At 70.4% G+C, this 16,244-nt stretch carries 19 protein-coding genes; 11 read left to right on the forward strand and 8 right to left on the reverse strand.

Annotated features, from left to right (window positions below):
- The first annotated feature begins 117 nt into the window (after positions 1–117).
- The 5 genes from ACWDSJ_RS07980 to ACWDSJ_RS08000 all read left to right on the forward strand — a co-directional run bounded on the left by ACWDSJ_RS07980 (position 118) and on the right by ACWDSJ_RS08000 (position 5,586).
- On the forward strand, positions 118–3,309 hold the full coding sequence (locus tag ACWDSJ_RS07980) for an ATP-binding protein (protein WP_450030107.1): 3,192 nt from the start codon (positions 118–120) through the stop codon (positions 3,307–3,309).
- Positions 3,306–3,722 (forward strand): roadblock/LC7 domain-containing protein, encoded by a 417-nt coding sequence (locus tag ACWDSJ_RS07985; protein WP_387359897.1) that lies wholly within the window; start codon positions 3,306–3,308, stop codon positions 3,720–3,722. The genes ACWDSJ_RS07980 and ACWDSJ_RS07985 overlap by 4 nt, the downstream gene beginning before the upstream one ends.
- Before the next feature lie 8 nt (positions 3,723–3,730).
- Positions 3,731–4,105, forward strand: a complete 375-nt coding sequence (locus ACWDSJ_RS07990) for a DUF742 domain-containing protein (RefSeq protein WP_387359895.1) — start codon at positions 3,731–3,733, stop codon at positions 4,103–4,105.
- A gap of 85 nt (positions 4,106–4,190) precedes the next feature.
- Positions 4,191–4,823: a GTP-binding protein gene (locus ACWDSJ_RS07995; RefSeq protein WP_387359893.1), complete on the forward strand. Its 633-nt coding sequence runs from the start codon at positions 4,191–4,193 to the stop codon at positions 4,821–4,823.
- Positions 4,824–4,833: 10 nt separating this feature from the next.
- Positions 4,834–5,586: an MHYT domain-containing protein gene (locus ACWDSJ_RS08000; RefSeq protein WP_450030111.1), complete on the forward strand. Its 753-nt coding sequence runs from the start codon at positions 4,834–4,836 to the stop codon at positions 5,584–5,586.
- Positions 5,587–5,703: 117 nt separating this feature from the next.
- Here ACWDSJ_RS08000 and ACWDSJ_RS08005 read toward each other — a convergent pair whose 3' ends face one another.
- Both ACWDSJ_RS08005 and ACWDSJ_RS08010 read right to left on the reverse strand, forming a co-directional pair.
- The gene (locus tag ACWDSJ_RS08005; RefSeq protein ID WP_450030113.1) at positions 5,704–6,408 is read right to left on the reverse strand and encodes a hypothetical protein; all 705 of its coding nucleotides are present in this window, start codon (positions 6,406–6,408) and stop codon (positions 5,704–5,706) included.
- A 214-nt stretch (positions 6,409–6,622) separates the two neighbouring features.
- Positions 6,623–7,417 carry a VOC family protein gene (locus ACWDSJ_RS08010; protein WP_450030115.1) on the reverse strand — a complete coding sequence of 265 codons (795 nt, stop codon included), beginning with the start codon at positions 7,415–7,417 and terminating at the stop codon, positions 6,623–6,625.
- A 175-nt stretch (positions 7,418–7,592) separates the two neighbouring features.
- Between ACWDSJ_RS08010 and ACWDSJ_RS08015 the strand changes: the two genes are divergently transcribed.
- Entirely contained in the window at positions 7,593–8,552 is a 960-nt protein-coding gene (locus ACWDSJ_RS08015) for a DUF1906 domain-containing protein (RefSeq protein ID WP_450030117.1), read from the forward strand.
- 318 nt (positions 8,553–8,870) lie between these two features.
- Here ACWDSJ_RS08015 and rpmF read toward each other — a convergent pair whose 3' ends face one another.
- Genes rpmF through mrf form a run of 3 tightly spaced genes read right to left on the reverse strand, consistent with a single transcriptional unit; the run spans position 8,871 to position 10,632 of the window.
- Positions 8,871–9,044, reverse strand: coding sequence for a 50S ribosomal protein L32 (gene rpmF / locus ACWDSJ_RS08020; RefSeq protein ID WP_450030118.1), 174 nt, complete (start codon positions 9,042–9,044; stop codon positions 8,871–8,873).
- A 3-nt stretch (positions 9,045–9,047) separates the two neighbouring features.
- Positions 9,048–9,332 (reverse strand): type B 50S ribosomal protein L31, encoded by a 285-nt coding sequence (locus tag ACWDSJ_RS08025; protein ID WP_450030120.1) that lies wholly within the window; start codon positions 9,330–9,332, stop codon positions 9,048–9,050.
- A gap of 4 nt (positions 9,333–9,336) precedes the next feature.
- A complete protein-coding gene (mrf, locus tag ACWDSJ_RS08030; RefSeq protein WP_450030122.1) occupies positions 9,337–10,632 on the reverse strand; it encodes a ribosome hibernation factor-recruiting GTPase MRF in 1,296 nt (431 codons plus the stop codon).
- Between the two features lie 101 nt (positions 10,633–10,733).
- Between mrf and rpmB the strand changes: the two genes are divergently transcribed.
- The 5 genes from rpmB to ACWDSJ_RS08055 are packed head-to-tail and all read left to right on the forward strand — an operon-like array spanning position 10,734 to position 12,246.
- Positions 10,734–10,970, forward strand: coding sequence for a 50S ribosomal protein L28 (gene rpmB, locus ACWDSJ_RS08035; protein WP_450030124.1), 237 nt, complete (start codon positions 10,734–10,736; stop codon positions 10,968–10,970).
- Positions 10,970–11,134 carry a 50S ribosomal protein L33 gene (gene rpmG / locus ACWDSJ_RS08040; protein WP_450030126.1) on the forward strand — a complete coding sequence of 55 codons (165 nt, stop codon included), beginning with the start codon at positions 10,970–10,972 and terminating at the stop codon, positions 11,132–11,134. The genes rpmB and rpmG overlap by 1 nt, the downstream gene beginning before the upstream one ends.
- Positions 11,134–11,439: a 30S ribosomal protein S14 gene (gene rpsN, locus ACWDSJ_RS08045; RefSeq protein ID WP_450030128.1), complete on the forward strand. Its 306-nt coding sequence runs from the start codon at positions 11,134–11,136 to the stop codon at positions 11,437–11,439. The genes rpmG and rpsN overlap by 1 nt, the downstream gene beginning before the upstream one ends.
- Before the next feature lie 36 nt (positions 11,440–11,475).
- Positions 11,476–11,730, forward strand: coding sequence for a 30S ribosomal protein S18 (gene rpsR / locus ACWDSJ_RS08050; protein WP_040695439.1), 255 nt, complete (start codon positions 11,476–11,478; stop codon positions 11,728–11,730).
- 48 nt (positions 11,731–11,778) lie between these two features.
- Positions 11,779–12,246, forward strand: a complete 468-nt coding sequence (locus ACWDSJ_RS08055; protein WP_450030130.1) for a hypothetical protein — start codon at positions 11,779–11,781, stop codon at positions 12,244–12,246.
- A gap of 244 nt (positions 12,247–12,490) precedes the next feature.
- Here the strand turns inward: ACWDSJ_RS08055 and purH are convergent, their stop codons facing one another.
- The 3 genes from purH to ACWDSJ_RS08070 form a co-directional block, all read right to left on the reverse strand.
- A complete protein-coding gene (gene purH, locus ACWDSJ_RS08060) occupies positions 12,491–14,053 on the reverse strand; it encodes a bifunctional phosphoribosylaminoimidazolecarboxamide formyltransferase/IMP cyclohydrolase (protein ID WP_450030132.1) in 1,563 nt (520 codons plus the stop codon).
- A complete protein-coding gene (gene purN, locus ACWDSJ_RS08065; protein WP_450030422.1) occupies positions 14,050–14,682 on the reverse strand; it encodes a phosphoribosylglycinamide formyltransferase in 633 nt (210 codons plus the stop codon). The genes purH and purN overlap by 4 nt, the downstream gene beginning before the upstream one ends.
- Positions 14,683–14,771: 89 nt before the next feature.
- Entirely contained in the window at positions 14,772–16,244 is a 1,473-nt protein-coding gene (locus ACWDSJ_RS08070) for a cell division protein PerM (RefSeq protein ID WP_450030134.1), read from the reverse strand.

The following is a 16,244-nucleotide window of genomic DNA, read 5'->3' on the forward strand; positions in this document are numbered from 1 at the left end:
GTGAACGGGGCCTCGGGCAGCGGGGGCGGACGCCGAGGCGACTACGCGAGTGGAGGCGACGGAAGCGGGATGGGCACTGCACCGCGGCCATGGCAGAGGAGTCTGTCCAACCTGTCCGTGACCAGCAAGGTCGGCATCGTGTTGCTGCTGCCCGTACTTCTGGCCTCGACCTTCGCGGTCCTGCGCATCCGCGACGAACTCGGCCGCATCGCCCAGTTGGACACCGCCAGCGAACAGGCCCGCATCATCCGGCCCACGCTGGCGTTCGCCACCGCCGCGGACGCGCTCGCGGTCGCCGCGGGCGGGGAGCGGGTCACCGACGCGGCACTCGACCAGGCGTCGACGCGCTACGACCAGACCTCGGCGGAGTTGCAGTCGACGGTCAAGAGCACCGCGAGCGACGAGCGTGTCACCACCGAACTCACCCAGGCGCTCGAGGCCGGGCGGAATCTGCGCAACAACCCCCGGGCCAATACGCCCGCCACGATCGTGCAGCAGGCCGACGAGGTGGCCCGGCACGTGGACACCGCGCTCACCGCGCTGCCGACGCCGCAGGACGCGCGGATCCAGCACTACTTCGATCAGCTCGGCGCGGTGGCGGCCGCGCGGCGGCAGTTCATCCAGCAGCAGTTGCTGATCGGGGGCGGGGAGATCGGCGGGAATCCGGCCGCGCTGGCGCGGGTGCTCAATGCCGGGGGCGCCGAGCAGACGATGATCAACCAGTACGCGACGATCCAGCCCGATTCGGCGGTCAAACCGGATGTGCTGCTCAACGCCCTCCAGACCCGGTTGGCCGCGCTGAGTCAGAACGCGGTCGAGCCGATCGCGGTTCCGGGCGTGGCGGATTCGATGCGGATCAGCACCGACACCTACAACGAGGCCACCGAACAGCTTGCGGCACGGATCGATTCGAGCCTGTCGCGGCAGTCGATCGACGCGCGCACCACGGTGTTGCGCGATGTGGCGCTGGTGGTGGTCACGCTGCTGGTGGGCCTGGCGCTGGCCCTGGCGGTCGCACGGTCGCTGGTCGTGCCGGTGCGGCGGCTGCGGCGGGACGCGTTGCAGGTGGCCCACATCGATCTGCCCGACGAACTCGCGGTCGTGCGCGAGGGCGGGGCGACGCCCGAGATCGTCCCGGTCGACGTGCACACCACCGAGGAGATCGGGCAGCTGGCCCGCGCGGTCGACGACATGCACCGGCAGGCGCTGTATCTGGCGGCCGATCAGGCTCGGTTGCGGTTGCAGATCGGGAACATGTTCGAGACGCTGTCGCGGCGCAGTCAGTCGCTGGTCGAGCAGCAGCTCGCGCTGATCGAGGACCTCGAACGCGACGAGGACGATTCGGAACGGTTGCAGAGCCTGTTCCGGCTCGACCATCTCGCCACCCGCATGCGCCGCAACGGCGACAATCTGCTCGTGCTGGCCGGTACCGCGTTGCGGCGCGGCATGTTGCCGCCGACGCCGTTGTCGGACATGTTGTGGAGCGCGGTCTCTCAGGTCGAGGACTATCAGCGGGTGGAGATCGGCACGGTGCCCGACGGCATGGTGGCCGGTGAGCCCGCGGTCGACATCGAACATCTGCTGGCCGAGTTGATCGACAACTCGCTGCGCTACTCCCCGCCGAATACGCCGGTCGCGGTGTCGGTCACGCGGGCGACCGACGGCGGGTATCTCATCGAGATCACCGACCGCGGGCTGGGCATGTCGCCGGAGGATCTGCGCGCGATCAACGACCGGCTGGCCTCCGGTGGCGAGGTGACCATCGAAACCGCCCGGCGCATGGGTCTTTTCGTGGTCGGCCGGTTGGCCAAGCGGCATTCGGTCACGGTGAGTCTGCGGCGCACCGCGAGCGCGGGTCAGCAGGCGGGCGTCACGGCCAGTGTGCATCTGCCGAGTTCGCTGGTGGCCGCGTCGCCGGAGCACGGTACCGGGCCGCAGGTCATCGCGCCGTTCCCGAGTCCGTCCGGGCCCGAGGAGACCGGTCTGTTCGCGCGCACGGAAACCGGCCTGCCGCAACGTCGTCCGGGCGAGGCGGCCGATTTCGGGGCCGCCGCCGCGGCCGAGCGGCCCGAATCCCGGTTCCCCGACGGCCTGTTCACCCATCGTGACACGGGCGAGTTGTTCACCCATCGCGAATCCGCGCTCACCGGCGGCTTTTCCGCCCCCGCCGAATCGGAGCAGGCCACTCCCCCGGCGACCGACTTCTTCGCCGAACCGGATCCCGCGGATCTGCCGCGCACCGAGTACTTCCCGCGTCAGGACCCCGAGCAGACCCAGGCGGCCGGTGCGTTCCCGTGGCCGAGCGGCGAATCCGGCGACGACCCCACCACGCGCCCGGAGTCCGTCGTCGCCCGCGGCGACGCGCCCGAGCGCCCGGACTTCTTCACCCGCCGCGGCCAGGACTCCACCGCCTCCGGCGACCGCGAGAACTCCGCGTTCCTGGGCACCTTCGGCCGCCGCGACACCGGGGCGGCGGGAGCCTTCTCGGCCGCCTTCGGCCGCGCGGAACAGCCCCGCCCCGAATCCGACCGAACGCCGGACCCTTTCGGCCGCCCCGAGCAGCCCGAATCCGAATCCCCCCGCACCCCGGACACATTCGGCCGCCCCGAGCAAACCCCTGCCGAGAACCGCTTCGCCCGCGGCGACGACGACATGTTCGGCCAACAGGACCCGCACCCGCCGCGACCGGAGGATGCTTTCGGACAACGGGACACCCGAGCGAGCCGAGCGGACGATGCCTTCGGACAACGGGATACACGAGCGGACAACCCCTTCGGCAGACGCGATACGCCACCAGCCGAGGCGGGCGACGCCGCGCGAGCCGAGGCCGCAACACCCGAGGCGGGCGACCTCGGACGAGGCGAGACCGAGGCCGACACGGGCGGGTTCGGGCGCGCTCAGACCGGAACGAGCAAGGCGGACAATCTCTTCGGGCCCGGCGAGGACGCGCTCGGGAAATGGGCCGGGGGGGACGATTCGGTGGGCGGGGACTCGCCTATCTATCAGCGCATGGTCTCGGAGTGGCTGGTGGAGCCGTCCTCGAGCGGACCCGCGAGCGTCTGGTCCACTCCCGCCGACGCCGGGTGGGCGGCGGCCGCCGAGGCGTCGGCCCCGACTCCCGCGCAGCGCACCGAGGGCGGGCTGCCGATCCGTCGGCCGGGGGCGCAGTTGGTGCCCGGCGGGCTCGACACGACGCCCAAGTCCGGCGCTCCCGATCCGGAGGAAATCCGCACCAATCTGACCAGGCATCTGAGTGGCGTCCGGAGCGGACGCGCGGAAGCCCAGCACAACGACGGAGGCCCAGCATGATCGACCCCCAGCAGTCCGCGAACGAGACGGACGAGAATCTGAATTGGCTGGTCACCCGCTTCACCCGTGATGTCCCGGGCGTGTCGCACGCGGTGCTGGTCTCGACCGACGGGCTGTTGCAGGCCACCAGCCCGCACCTGCCGTCGGACCGGGCCGAGCAGCTCGCGGCGGTCACCGCCGGGCTGGCGAGTCTGGCCTCGGGCGCGGCCCAGCTGTTCGACGGCGGCAAGGTCATGCAGTCGATCGTGGATATGCAGCGCGGCTATCTGCTCGTGATGAGCGTGGGCAACGGTTCGCATCTGGCCGTCCTGGCGAACAAGCAGCACGACATCGGCCGCATCGGCTACGAGATGGCGTTGCTGTCCGATCGGGTCGGTTCGGTCGTGCAAGCCACGGCCCGCTCGGCGGTCTAGAGAGTGCGATGTCGAGTTCCCTCGGGGCCGGTTCCGGACGGCCCACCACCCGCGTCCGCCCCTACGCGCTGACCGCAGGCCGGACCGAACCCGCGGTCGATCTGCCGCTCGAGGCGGTGGTCGAGACGCTGCCCTACGCCAACCAATTCGATTGGCCCCTGGGCGATATCCGCACCGACATCCTGCGACTGGGCACGGCCCGGCTGTCGGTGGCGGAGATCGCCGCCCACATGCAGCGGCCCTTGGGCATGGTCCGCGTCGTGATCGGCGATCTGGTCGTGGCCGGAACGATGCGGGTCCACACCACACTCAGCGAGAATGCCACCTTCGACGAGCGGCGCGACCTGATGGAGAGGACCCTGCGTGGACTGCGTGCACTCTGAGCCGAACTTATCGAAACGGACAGCTACCAGCCCGAATTCGCCATTCTCGCCACCCGACCCCCCGGAACCGATCCAAAATTCCCTCATGCCGCAGCTGACTCCTCCCACCCAGCAACCCAATCCGTTCGCCGCGGACCCCGACGGCCGGACCGCCTCCACCAAGATCGTGGTGGCCGGTGGTTTCGGCGTGGGCAAGACGACCTTCGTCGGCGCGGTCTCCGAGATCGTGCCGCTACGCACCGAGGCGATGGTCACCGGCGTGTCCGACGGCATCGACGACCTGTCCGCCACGCCCGGCAAGGAGACCACCACGGTCGCCATGGATTTCGGCCGGATCATCCTGCCGGGCAACCTCACCCTCTACCTGTTCGGCACGCCCGGGCAGCGGCGGTTCTGGTTCATGTGGGACGACCTGATCCGCGGCGCGATCGGTGCGGTGGTGCTGGTGGATACGCGGCGCATCGAGGACAGTTTCGCGTCGGTGGACTTCTTCGAGGCGCGCAATCTGCCGTTCCTGGTGGCGGTCAATCGTTTTCCGGAGGCGCCGCGCTTCCCGGTCACCGAGATGCGCGAGGCGCTGTCGGTGCGCGACGGGGTGCCGATCGTCGATATCGACGCCCGCGACGCGGGTGAGGTGCGCGGGGCGCTGGCCGCGGTGACCGAGTACGCGATCCAGCGGCTCAAGGCGGCGCAGCGCGAGGCAGTCAAACAGAACTAGGGGCCGGGTGTTGAGTTATTTCGCGATGGGGTTGTGGGTGCAGGTGCTCTCGCTCGGGGTTTCGGCCGCGGGCGCGCTGGTCGGCCTCGCCTGCGTCCGGCAGTCGATGATGTCGGTGACGGCCAAGTTCCGGCTGGTGTGGTTGACCGCGGCGGCGGTATCGATCGGCGCGGTGGGGACGTGGCTGGCCGTGTACGTGACCATGCTGGGGGTCGACGTGTCGCGCGGCGTGATCCGATACAGCGTGGGCCACATGATCATCGCCGCGGTGCTCGCGGTGGTCTCGGTCCTGGGCGGGCTGTTGATCGTCGGGCGCGAACCCGCCCTGCCGCGGCTGGCGGCCGGGAGCGCGGTGGCGGGCCTCGGGCTCGGCCTCATGCATCTGCTGGGCATGAACGCGATCCGGGTGCAGGGTTCGGTGTCGCTCAATCCGTTCGGGGCCTTCGGCGCGACCGTGCTGGCCGTCGCGGCGGCCGCGCTGGTGCTGTTCACCACGACGCGCCCGCACTCCATGCTCGTACTCGTCGGCGTGGCAACGAGTTTCGCGATCGCCGTCTGCGGCCTGCACTACCTCGGCCTCGCCGGCGTCCGGGTCCGCCTGGACCCCGCCGCACCCCCACCCCCCGGCGACGACCTGTTCACCCTGTTCGTCCCGGTCTTCGTCCTCGGCACCCTCTCCCTCGCGATCCCCATCACGGCGGTCCTGGTCGCCCCCGACCGCACCCGCCGCACCCCCACCCGACACCCCGTCCCCACCCGCTGACCAACCCAGCCGCGCACGAACCCAGCCGCACCCTTTATTCGAATCCGCACCCGTTGCAGGGCTCTGAAACGGGTGCGGATCCAGATAAGGGGTGCGGCTGGGTTCGTGGGGCTGGGGTCAGGGGGCGGGGGCGGGGGCCGGTGGGGTGTTGATGTCGGAGAAGAACTGGAAGAGGGCTACGGCGGCTACGGGACCGCCGATGAGGATGGTGCCCGCTACGGCGCCCATGGCGGCCAGGGCCGCGCCCGTGACGAGGCAGCCGCCGATGGCGGCGGGGACGGCGATGGTGCCGATGGTGATCGCCGCGCCCGCGAGACCGGACACGACACCGCCCGCGATACAGCCGACGCCCGCGCCGATCGCGGTGCCGATCAGGGTGCCGACGGCGACGCCGATGGCCACCTCACTGGACAGGTTGCTCACGGCCTGATTGAAATTCGGGTTGGCGGTGGCGTCGACCGGGGTGGCCCGCAGCGGGTCGGTGCTCGGGGTGAGCGTGGCGGTATTGCCGTCGACCGACGCCGCGATCGGGAAGCGCAGACCGTCGCGCTGATAGCTCAACGGCAGGGCGGCAACCACTCGGCCATCGTTGTCGAGCACCTGGAACTGATCACCGCGCGCGGCCAGCGAACCACTGTCGGTGCCGATCACCACCGAGTGGTCGACCAGGCTCGCCTGGTAGTGGATCCCGGGCGCGATATCCGTGCGCAGCGTCTCGTTCGAGGCGGGCGGCGCGGCCGGTTCCGCGTAGGACGTTCCGGCCGAGATGCCGAGAGCCGCGATGACCAGTGCCGATGTCGCGGCGAACTTCGTGAACTTCATTCCGATCGCTTTCTGAAGCAGGTGCGCCACCACTCCCGGCGCGCAGGCCCAGCAACTGGACCCGCGACCATGTTGTCCCGCTATTATTACCGTTCAGTAACGAAGCCCATCAAGAAGCCGCCAAAATTGTGCCGACTGTGTTAACAGTCCGCAAACGCGCATGCGACACCGAGCCGAGAGCTGGCAAACCCTCAGCTCACCGACCCGGCGGCGCCTACATCTGACCCACGCGGACGTTGGTGTCGATGAGCCCGAACGTCTCCCCCTGCGGTCCGGCGACGACGGCCATCCGGCCCACCGGCGAATCGCTCACCGGCATGAGCGTCGACGCGCCCAGTTCCCCGGCGCGGCGCACGCCCTCGTCCACGTCGTCGTACTGGAACCAGGTCAGCCAGTAGCTGGGCATGGGCTCGCCCAGCGTGACCGTGTCGTCGTTCATCCCGCCCGCGGCGTGGTCGGCTCCGGGCGGGGTGAACATCGTGTAGCGCATCGTCGCGCCGTCGCCGACGTTCTCGTAGGAGTAGCCGAACACCTCGGCGTAGAACTTCTGCGCGTCCTCGAACCCCCTGGTATGCAACTCGTTCCAGCAGTAGGAGCCGTGTTCGCCGTAGACGGCGCAGCCGTTGTGGTTGCGGGCCTGCCACACGCCGAAGACCCCGCCCGTGGTGTCGGCCGCCACAAGCATCCGACCGGCGTCGAGCACATCGAACGGAGGAACCATGACCCGACCCCCCGCCGCCGCCACCTTCTCGCTCACGGCGTCCGCGTCGTCGGCGGCCAGATAGGTCGTCCACACCGACAGCATGTCCCCCTGCGGTTTCGGGCCGATGCCCGCGACCGCCCGCCCGTCCTTCAGCGCCATCAGATATCCGCCCGCCTCGGCGTCCCCGCCCTGGATCTCCCAGCCGAACAGGCTCGCGTAGAACTCACTCTCCTTGGCCGGATCGTCGACCTGACAGTCCACCCAGCAGGGTGTGCCCGCGGGCCATGCCTCGTTCCGAACAGCCATTGCGCACTCCTTCTCGTCTCAGGGGTAACCACGCCGAACGTGATACCCATCACAGCCAGAAGTAGTGAACCACCCCACACCGACACCTTCGGCGCGCCGAGGCCCGGATCGCGTTTCGGCCGCGGTTCCCCCCGCGCGTCCGCGGGGCTTCGGCACGCGAATTACAGTGGGAACCATGCGTTTCGGCCTGGACTACGCCGCGGCCCGCCCCGGCGGCAGTGCCATCCGAGCCGCGGGCTACGACTTCGTCGTCCGCTATCTCACGCCCGGCGGACCGACGCTGCCGGGCAAGCAGCTGACCCCCGAGGAGGCCGCCGATCTGCGCGCGCACGGGGTGTCGATCGCGGCGACCTGGGAGACCACGGCGACCCGCATGCTCGATGGCTACCCGGCCGGGGTGACCGACGCCCGCGCCGGACTCGAGCAGGTGTTGCGCTGCGGCGGCGGTCCGGACCGCCCGATCTACTTCTCCGCCGACTTCGACGCCACCGCCGAGCAGCAGGCCGCGATCAACGCCTATCTGGACGGGGCCGCGAGCGTGCTGGGCCGCGCGAATGTGGGGATCTACGGCGGATATTGGCCGGTGAGCCGGGCCTTGGACGCGGGCACCGCGCGGTGGGCCTGGCAGACGGTCGCCTGGTCGGGCGGCAATCTCGAACCGCGGCGGCAACTCTCGCAAACCGGACAACAGGTGCTGGTCGCGGGCGTGGTGTGCGATGTGAACAAGGCCGAGGCCGAGGACTTCGGCCAATGGGATGTCATCGAGAGGGAGGATTCGGACGTGACCCCGGAACAGGACGCGATCCTGCGCGATGTCCAGACCCAACTGCGCGGGCCCGGCCTGGCCGGATGGCCGCAGCTCGGCACGGACGCCGCGGGGCACAATCGCACGGTGGTGGACGGGCTGGCGGCGGCGCTGGCGCAGATCAGCGAATTGCGCACGGAGATAAGCGATCTGGAGGCCACCACCGCCGAGTTGAGCAAGCAGGTGGAGCGGTTGTCGCAGCATCACTGGCCCTGGCCGCTGTCGCTGCTGAGCGGTCCGGCCACGGCCGTCACCGACGGACTGAACCGCATCGAGGCACTGCTGGACGAGTTGCCGCGACCGGGCCGGGGCGGCGAGGTGGGGAGATAGCCGAGCGAGCGCCGGAGTGGCGATGAGCGGGTTCTTCCGAAGGTTCGGAAGAACCCGCCCTCGCCGACGAGAGTACCGCCGCCGGGACACGATTTCATCACTTCGAGTGGACTTTTTCGTTGCCGAGAAACCAACCGCCAGTAGGTAATTCACCAGGCAGCTATTCCACTGCTACCGCAACGGGTTTCATCGCCCCACGTCGATGATCATGTCCGAGTAGCTCATCGGTCGCTTGGAGCGGACAAATGCGCCGAACGAGTCGCCGGGCACGTCGGGCCGGCGACCCGTCCGAGCCTGCCCCGCCCAGCACATCCCTCGCTACAGTTTCCCGGGATCGATGAGCCCCCGCCGCACCGCCGCGATCAGTCGCCGCGGCACGCGCCGCACCACCCCGTCGACGGTGATCGGAACCAGGTCCGGCGGCGTCGCCTTCCAATTGGCCCGGCGGCTGCGGGTATTGGCGCGCGACATGCGCCGCTTCGGCACCGCCACGGTTCAGCCCTGCTTCCGGGCGGCCGAATTCGCCCGTGCGCGAACGCGTCCGCCGTATTTCCGCTCGAACTTCTCGACCCGGCCCTGGGTGTCGAGCACGCGATGCGCCCCGGTCCAGAACGGATGCGAGTCGGCCGTGACGTCCACGGTGATCAGCGGATAGCTGTTGCCGTCGGACCACGCCACGGTCCGATCCGAGGTCGCGGTGGACCGGGTGAGGAACCGCTTGCCGGTGCTCGAGTCCTCGAACACGACGGGGTGATAGTCGGGATGAATGCCGGAACGCACCGTCCTACCTTTCGTTCGCGCGCCGCTCAGCGGCTGAGGCGGCGCTGGATTCGGTTGTGTCGCAAGGGTCTTCGTGCCAGTCACCGAACGGGTCGGGCCAGGCCGCCACCAGCTCCGGCGCGCCGCGCACGAGCAGCAGTTCGGCGTCGTCGACCAGCGCCCAGTGCAGCGCCCGCCGGATCTCGTCCGGATCGGCGTCGCAGGTCAGGATCGACAGCGAGATGTCGCGGTCGCCGAAGTGCTCGTCCCAGCGCAGCGCGGCCAGCGCCCGTCGCTCGGGGTCGGCCCGGCGCACCTGTTCCGCATCCATGGCCGCGAGCCACCGGCCCGCCCCGCCGACCCGCAGGCCGCCGCCCGCGGACTCGAGCCAGACCACCTCATCGGGCTGGGTCGCCAGCCAGATCCGGCCGCGCGCGGTCACCACGCCGTCGAACAGGACGTCGAGCGCCTCGTGCAGCCGCTCGGGATGGAAGGGCCGCGCCGCCGCGAATTCGAACAGCGTCACACCGGAGTCGGTGTCCAGCGGCGGCTGTCCGCGCAGCAGCGGGGCGTGCGCGTCGAGCACGCGACCGCGGCGCGCGTCCGGCGGCACCAGTGCCAGCAGCGCGTCGAACTCGTTGCGGCCCAACTCGTTCGGGTCGCCGACCCATGCCACCGGGGCGCGCGGGAGCAAGCGGGTGAGCACGGCGGCGAGCCGGGTGTGGTCGTACTCGGTGAGTTCGTCCGCGGCCAGCACGATCGCGGCGTCGGCGATCTCGACCTGTCCGACGGCCAGCTGCGCGACGGTCCGCTCGTCGTCCGCGTCGGCGAGGCCGCGATCGGCCAGCGCGTCGTTGCTGAGCGCGTCGGCCAGCCAAGCGCGCCCGTCCAAACAGGTCAGCACCGCCTCGACGCGCACATCGCGCCCGGCCGGACCGTCCACCCGCCCGATCACCCCGGCGACCGGGATCGTCGCGATCGCGTGACAGACGGCCTCGGCCTCGAACGCCGGATCGAGCGCGATCACGATGCGCCACACGGACTTCCGCGCCGCCAGCAGGCACAGCAGCGGGAGCAGATCCGCGCGCAGCGTGCACGACACACAGCCGTGCGCCAGTTCGTGCACGGTCGTCACGTCCCGGCCGCCCTCGGACACGGTGCGACGGACGATCCCCTCATGAAGGTCCGTCAGCTCGTGCCGGACGACCACGGTGCCGGGCGCGTCCCGCAGCGCCCGCGCCAACTGGTCGACCCCGGCCGCGGCGTGGCCCGGCAGTCCGGCCAGCAGCACGACGGGTGTGCGGCGGTCGGGTCGAGACATCACCGGAACCCCTTTCGACAATGGTTTTCATTTACCTCGGCGCTCACGCTACAGTGTCGAGGAGCCGTTGTCGAAAACGATTGTCATCTAGAGGAGGTACCGTGTCGGCCCACTGCCAGGTCACCGGGCGCGCGCCGGGTTTCGGCAAGTCCGTATCGCATTCGCATCGCCGAACCAATCGCCGCTGGAATCCGAACATCCAACGCAAGACCTACTACCTGCCCAGCGAGGGCCGCCGCGTCACGCTGACCGTCTCGGCCAAGGGCATCAAGACCATCGACCGCGACGGGATCGAGGCGGTCGTGGCCCGGCTGCGTGCCCGCGGGGAGAAACTCTGATGGCGCGCAACGAGATTCGACCGCTGATCAAACTCCGCTCCACCGCGGGCACCGGCTACACCTACGTCACCCGCAAGAACCGCCGCAACGACCCCGACCGCATGATCCTGCGCAAATACGATCCGGTCGTGCGCCGGCACGTCGACTTCCGCGAGGAGCGCTGATGGCCAAGAAGTCCAAGATCCACCGCAACGAGCACCGCAGGGTCGTGGTCGCCCGCTACGCCGAGCGCCGCGCGGAACTGAAGGAACTCCTCCGCAAGCCGACCACGCCCGACGACCAGCGCGCGGCGGCGCAGCTCGCCCTGCAACGGCTGCCGCGCGATGCCAGTCCGGTACGATTGCGCAATCGGGACGCCACGGATGGACGCCCCCGCGGGCATCTCCGAAAGTTCGGTCTCTCCCGGGTCCGGGTTCGTGAGCTGGCCCATCGAGGGGAGCTTCCCGGTGTGCACAAATCGAGTTGGTAGACCTCCGCAGATACTCGTGAACGATAAGGAACCGACATGGCCGTGAAGCGAGCACCGTCGAAGAAGGTCCGTGCCGAGCAGGCGCGCCGCCCGAAGAAGAACCCCTTGATCGCCGCCGGTGTCGAGACCGTCGACTACAAGGACGTGAACCTGCTGCGCACGTTCATCTCAGACCGCGGCAAGATCCGCAGCCGCCGCGTCACCGGCCTCACCCCGCAGCAGCAGCGGCAGGTCGCCGTCGCGGTGAAGAACGCCCGCGAGATGGCGCTGCTGCCGTTCACCAGCCGGTAGCCGGACGGGCCGCCGGGCCGCGTCGGCGAGCCACTAGGGTGACGAGGCATGAAGCCGATCCCGGGATCGCGGCGCGCCGCCGCCACCGTCGCCACCCTGCTCACGCTGCTCGCCGCGGGCTGTGGCGGATCGAACGACGGTGGGGGCCAAGGCGGTACGAGCGCGGGGCCGTCCGCCGCCCCGAGCACGCCCACCGAGCAGACCACCCCGGAACCCGGCCGCGTCTTCACCGCGAATCCGGCGATCGTGAACGCGCACCCCGTCCCGTTCGACAGCTGGACGCGGATCGCCGCCGACCGCAATCGCGTCGCGATCAATTTCCAGGTCGGCTCGCCGGAGTGCTACGGCGTGGACGCGAGCACCACCGAGACCGACAGCACGGTGACCATCGAACTGCGCGAGGGCACGCTGCCCGAGGCGGCCGGGCGGATGTGCACCATGATCGCCGTGTTCGGCACCCTCGAGGTACCCCTGAAGAAACCCCTGGGCGATCGAAAGGTGCTCAGCGCCAGGTGAATACGCCAAACACACACCTTTCACAGTGACGTACGTCACACAACGTCGCCGGACTGGCGTTATAGCCATCGCGCCTGACTCGCGCGGTTCGCGAAGGTGATAGTTTCCCTGGTCGGTAGTCCCCGGCGTACCGGCCGAGGTGACTGACGAAACCTGGGAGTCGGGATGGCTAGGGCCCGGCGCCTGGATGACGAGGCCCCTGCGCGGAGTTCACATGCCGCGCAGGGCTCCTCGCCCGCCCGCCTCAGTGCGCGAAGTGCCGCGCTCCCGTGAGATACATCGCCACCCCGGCCTCCCGGCAGGCGTCGATCGTCAACTGGTCACGCACCGAACCACCCGGCTGCACAATGGCTTTCACGCCCGCGGCGATCAGCTGCTGCGGACCGTCCGGGAACGGGAAGTAGGCGTCCGAGGCCGCCACCGACCCCTTGGCCCGGTCACCGGCCCGCAGCACCGCCAGATGGACGGCGTCGACCCGGTTCACCTGTCCCATGCCGACCCCCACCGACGCGCCGTCGTGGGCGAGCAGGATCGCGTTCGACTTCACGGCACGGCATGCGCGCCAAGCGAATTCGAGATCGGCGAGGGTGGCCGTATCCACGGCGTCGCCGGACACCAGGGTCCAGTTCACCGGATCGTCGCCCACGGCGTCGACGATATCGGTCTGCTGCAACAGCGCGCCGCCGCTGATCGGGCGCAGTTCGGCGCCGCCGCGACGCGGGGGCGTGGCGACGAGGATGCGCACATTCTTCTTGCGCTGCAACACTTCCACCGCCCCGTCGGCGTAGCGGGGGGCGACGATCACCTCGGTGAAGATCTCGGCGACCTGTTCGGCCAGCTCCACGGTCACCTCGCGATTGGCAGCGATGACGCCGCCGAAGGCGCTGACCGGATCGCAGGCATGCGCCTTGCGGTGCGCCTCGGCGATGTCCGCGCCGATCGCGATGCCACAGGGGTTGGCGTGCTTGATGATCGCCACCGCGGGCGCGCTGTGATCCCAGGCGGCCCGCCACGCCGCGTCGGCGTCGGTGTAGTTGTTGTACGACATCTCCTTGCCGTGCAACTGTTTCGCCTGCGCCAGGCCCGGCTCGCCGGACTCGTTCAGGTACAGCGCGGCCGCCTGGTGCGGATTCTCGCCGTAGCGCAGCACCGACTCCTGGGTCCAGGTGCCGCCGAGCCAGGCCGGAAACGCCTGTCCCGCTTCGGGATCGGCGGCGAGGACGTTGGTCATCCAGCTCGCCACCGCCACGTCGTAGCTCGCGGTGTGCTGGAAAGCCTTGGCGGCCAGGGCCGTTCGCTCCGCCAGGGTGAAGCCGCCGGACTTCGCCGCGGTCAGCACGTCGTCGTAGTCGCCGGTGTCGACGACCACCGCGACCGACGGGTGGTTCTTGGCCGCGGCGCGGACCATGGACGGGCCGCCGATATCGATCTGCTCGACGCATTCGTCCGGGGTCGCGCCGCTGGCGACGGTCGCGGTGAACGGGTAGAGGTTGACCACCACCAGCTCGAAGGCGGCCACACCCAGTTCGGTCAGCTGCTCGGCGTGTTCGGGCTTGCGCAGATCGGCCAGGATGCCCGCGTGCACCCGCGGATGCAGGGTCTTCACCCGGCCGTCGAGGGTCTCCGGGAAGCCGGTGAGGTCCTCCACCTTGGTCACCGGGATGCCCGCGTCGGCGATGCGGCCCGCGGTCGAACCGGTCGACACCAGCTCCACGCCCGCGGCGTGCAGCCCGGTGGCCAGCTCGACCAGGCCCGTCTTGTCGTAGACGCTGACCAGCGCCCTGCGGATCGGCTTGCGCTCACTCACCGGAGAACTCGCTCATCTGGGATAACTGCCTTTCGTCCATCGGAGACAATGCCTCGGGTGGCGACGGCCGCGACGACCTCCGCCAGCAGCCGTCGTTCGACGACCTTGATCCGCTCGTGCAGCGCCGCCTCGTCGTCGTCGGGCCGCACCGGCACCGCCTCCTGCGCGAGGATCGGTCCGGTGTCGACGCCCCCGTCGACCAGATGCACGGTCGAACCGCTCACCCGCACGCCGTAGGCGAGCGCGTCCCGCACCGCGTGCGCGCCCGGGAAGGACGGCAGCAGCGCGGGATGGGTGTTGAGGATGCGACCGCCGAAGCGGTGCAGGAACGCCGGACCGAGGATCTTCATGAAGCCCGCCGAGACCACCAGATCCGGCGCGTGCGCGGCGACGGCCTCGGTGAGCGCGACGTCCCAGGCGGCCCGGTCGGCGTGCTCGCCGAGCGCCACCCGGAACCAGGGGATGTCCGCGGCCGCCGCGTGTTCGGTTGCGGCACAGGCGCGGTCGACGCCGACCGCCACGACGCGGGCCGGGTAGTCCGCCGCGCGGGTCGCCTCGATCAGCGCGCGCAGCAGCGATCCGGTGCCCGAGGCGAGCACGACGACGGAGGCGGGCGCGGTCGGCGGCACCAACTGGGCGGGCGAGGTCGTCAGCGCTCTACTCCCTGTGTGCGGCGGGGTGGGAAGACGGCGGCCGGCGCGGGCCGCCGTATGAAAGCCTAACGACCGTCGGTTCGGCGACCGTCCGGCAGGTCCGGCTCCACCACTTCCGCGTCCAGGATCTCGGTGTTCTCGGCGGCCTTCGCGGCGGCCGGGGAGACGAGCGCGGGCGGTTCCTCGATCACCTCGCCGTCGACGATCGACCCGTCGCGGTCGGGTTCGTAGGTGTAGCCGTCCTCGGGGTAGTCGTCGTAGTCGTTGTGGGCGTCCTCGACGTACTCGTCGTCCTCGTCCTCGTAGACGGGTTCGGGCGCCGCGCGCCGCGCCCGGGGCCGGGCCGGGAACCAGCGCGCCGCGAGCAGGCCGAGATATCCGGCGAGGACCAGCCAGACCAGGGTGAGCCCCGCCGAGAGCCACACCCCGGGCCCGAGGTCGCCGAAGGATCCGGCCGCGCCCCCGGCCACCACGCCGAGCAGCGCCACGGCCAGCGCGGACAGTCCCGCCGCGGTGAGCGTCGACCAGGGCGTGCGGATTCCGTCGCCGGAGTCGCGGGCGCAGTCCGATCCGGCCAGCGCGCCGACCGCCGCCGGAATCACCAGCAGCACCGGCCACCACGCGGCGGCGGGCCCGGCGGGCACCGAGACCAGGATGGGCAGGGCCGGAATGGGCGCGCCCGCAACGGAGAACAGGCTCAGCGAGCCCACCCCGAGATGGACGTCCGCGCCGAGCAGCACGCTCGTCGCGTCGATCACGACATTGGGCAGATACGCCAGCGAGAGCGCGGTCAGCCCGGCGACACCCGCGAAATTGCCTGCGGCACTGTAGGTTTCACCGATCCGCGACCAGTGCGCGAGAAACGAGATCAGGGTCAGCACGGTCCCGGCGAACAGCAGCCGCTGCACCGCCCGCACGGCCGCGCGCGCGCCCGGCAGCACCCAGCCGGGCAGATACGGCGTGACGAGTTCCGGCCGCCGGGACAGGATGCCCGCCACCGCCGCGAACAGATGCAGCCCGATCACCCAGCCGAAGGCCGCCAACGTGTTCGGCGGCCGCAGCGCCACCACCGAGGCGGCGTCCTCGGCCACGGCCAGACACACCGCGGTGATCAGGAAGGGTCCGGACAGCGCCGCGCCGACGATCCAGCCGAGATCGATGCGCGACGAGTTCGGTTCCACCGCCCGCGCGCAGTCCCGCGCGGCGAACCAGACCACCAGGCCCGTCGGCAGCAGCGGCAGCACGCCGAGCGTGGTCGAGCCGATGACCACCGGAACCTGGTGTACCGCAAGCCAGGACGCGGCGATCGCGCCGGAGGCGCCGGTGAGTCCGCTGCCCGCGGCGAACAGCGTCACGAGCACCAGCGCGACGATGGCCACGACGGTGAAACTCGAGGTGCGCGCGGCGACGATGAGCAGGACCTTGGCCCGCTCGGGGGTGAGGGAGAGGAACAGATTGTCCTCGGGGGGTCGCGGTTCCCGCTCGGGGTCCGCCCGCCGCTGCCCGGATTCGTCCCATCCGACCATCGACGACCTCAT

The sequence above is a fragment of the Nocardia sp. NPDC003482 genome (assembly GCF_053588115.1).

Coding starts and splice junctions, on each gene's coding strand:
- ACWDSJ_RS07985 (WP_387359897.1), top strand. CDS start 3,306: ATGATCGACCCCCAGCAGTCCGCGAACGAGACGGACGAGAATCTGAAT.
- ACWDSJ_RS07990 (WP_387359895.1), top strand. CDS start 3,731: ATGTCGAGTTCCCTCGGGGCCGGTTCCGGACGGCCCACCACCCGCGTC.
- ACWDSJ_RS07995 (WP_387359893.1), top strand. CDS start 4,191: ATGCCGCAGCTGACTCCTCCCACCCAGCAACCCAATCCGTTCGCCGCG.
- ACWDSJ_RS08005 (WP_450030113.1), bottom strand. CDS start 6,408: ATGAAGTTCACGAAGTTCGCCGCGACATCGGCACTGGTCATCGCGGCT.
- ACWDSJ_RS08010 (WP_450030115.1), bottom strand. CDS start 7,417: ATGGCTGTTCGGAACGAGGCATGGCCCGCGGGCACACCCTGCTGGGTG.
- ACWDSJ_RS08015 (WP_450030117.1), top strand. CDS start 7,593: ATGCGTTTCGGCCTGGACTACGCCGCGGCCCGCCCCGGCGGCAGTGCC.
- mrf (WP_450030122.1), bottom strand. CDS start 10,632: ATGTCTCGACCCGACCGCCGCACACCCGTCGTGCTGCTGGCCGGACTG.
- rpmG (WP_450030126.1), top strand. CDS start 10,970: ATGGCGCGCAACGAGATTCGACCGCTGATCAAACTCCGCTCCACCGCG.
- rpsN (WP_450030128.1), top strand. CDS start 11,134: ATGGCCAAGAAGTCCAAGATCCACCGCAACGAGCACCGCAGGGTCGTG.
- rpsR (WP_040695439.1), top strand. CDS start 11,476: ATGGCCGTGAAGCGAGCACCGTCGAAGAAGGTCCGTGCCGAGCAGGCG.
- ACWDSJ_RS08055 (WP_450030130.1), top strand. CDS start 11,779: ATGAAGCCGATCCCGGGATCGCGGCGCGCCGCCGCCACCGTCGCCACC.
- ACWDSJ_RS08070 (WP_450030134.1), bottom strand. CDS start 16,244: ATGAGGTCGTCGATGGTCGGATGGGACGAATCCGGGCAGCGGCGGGCG.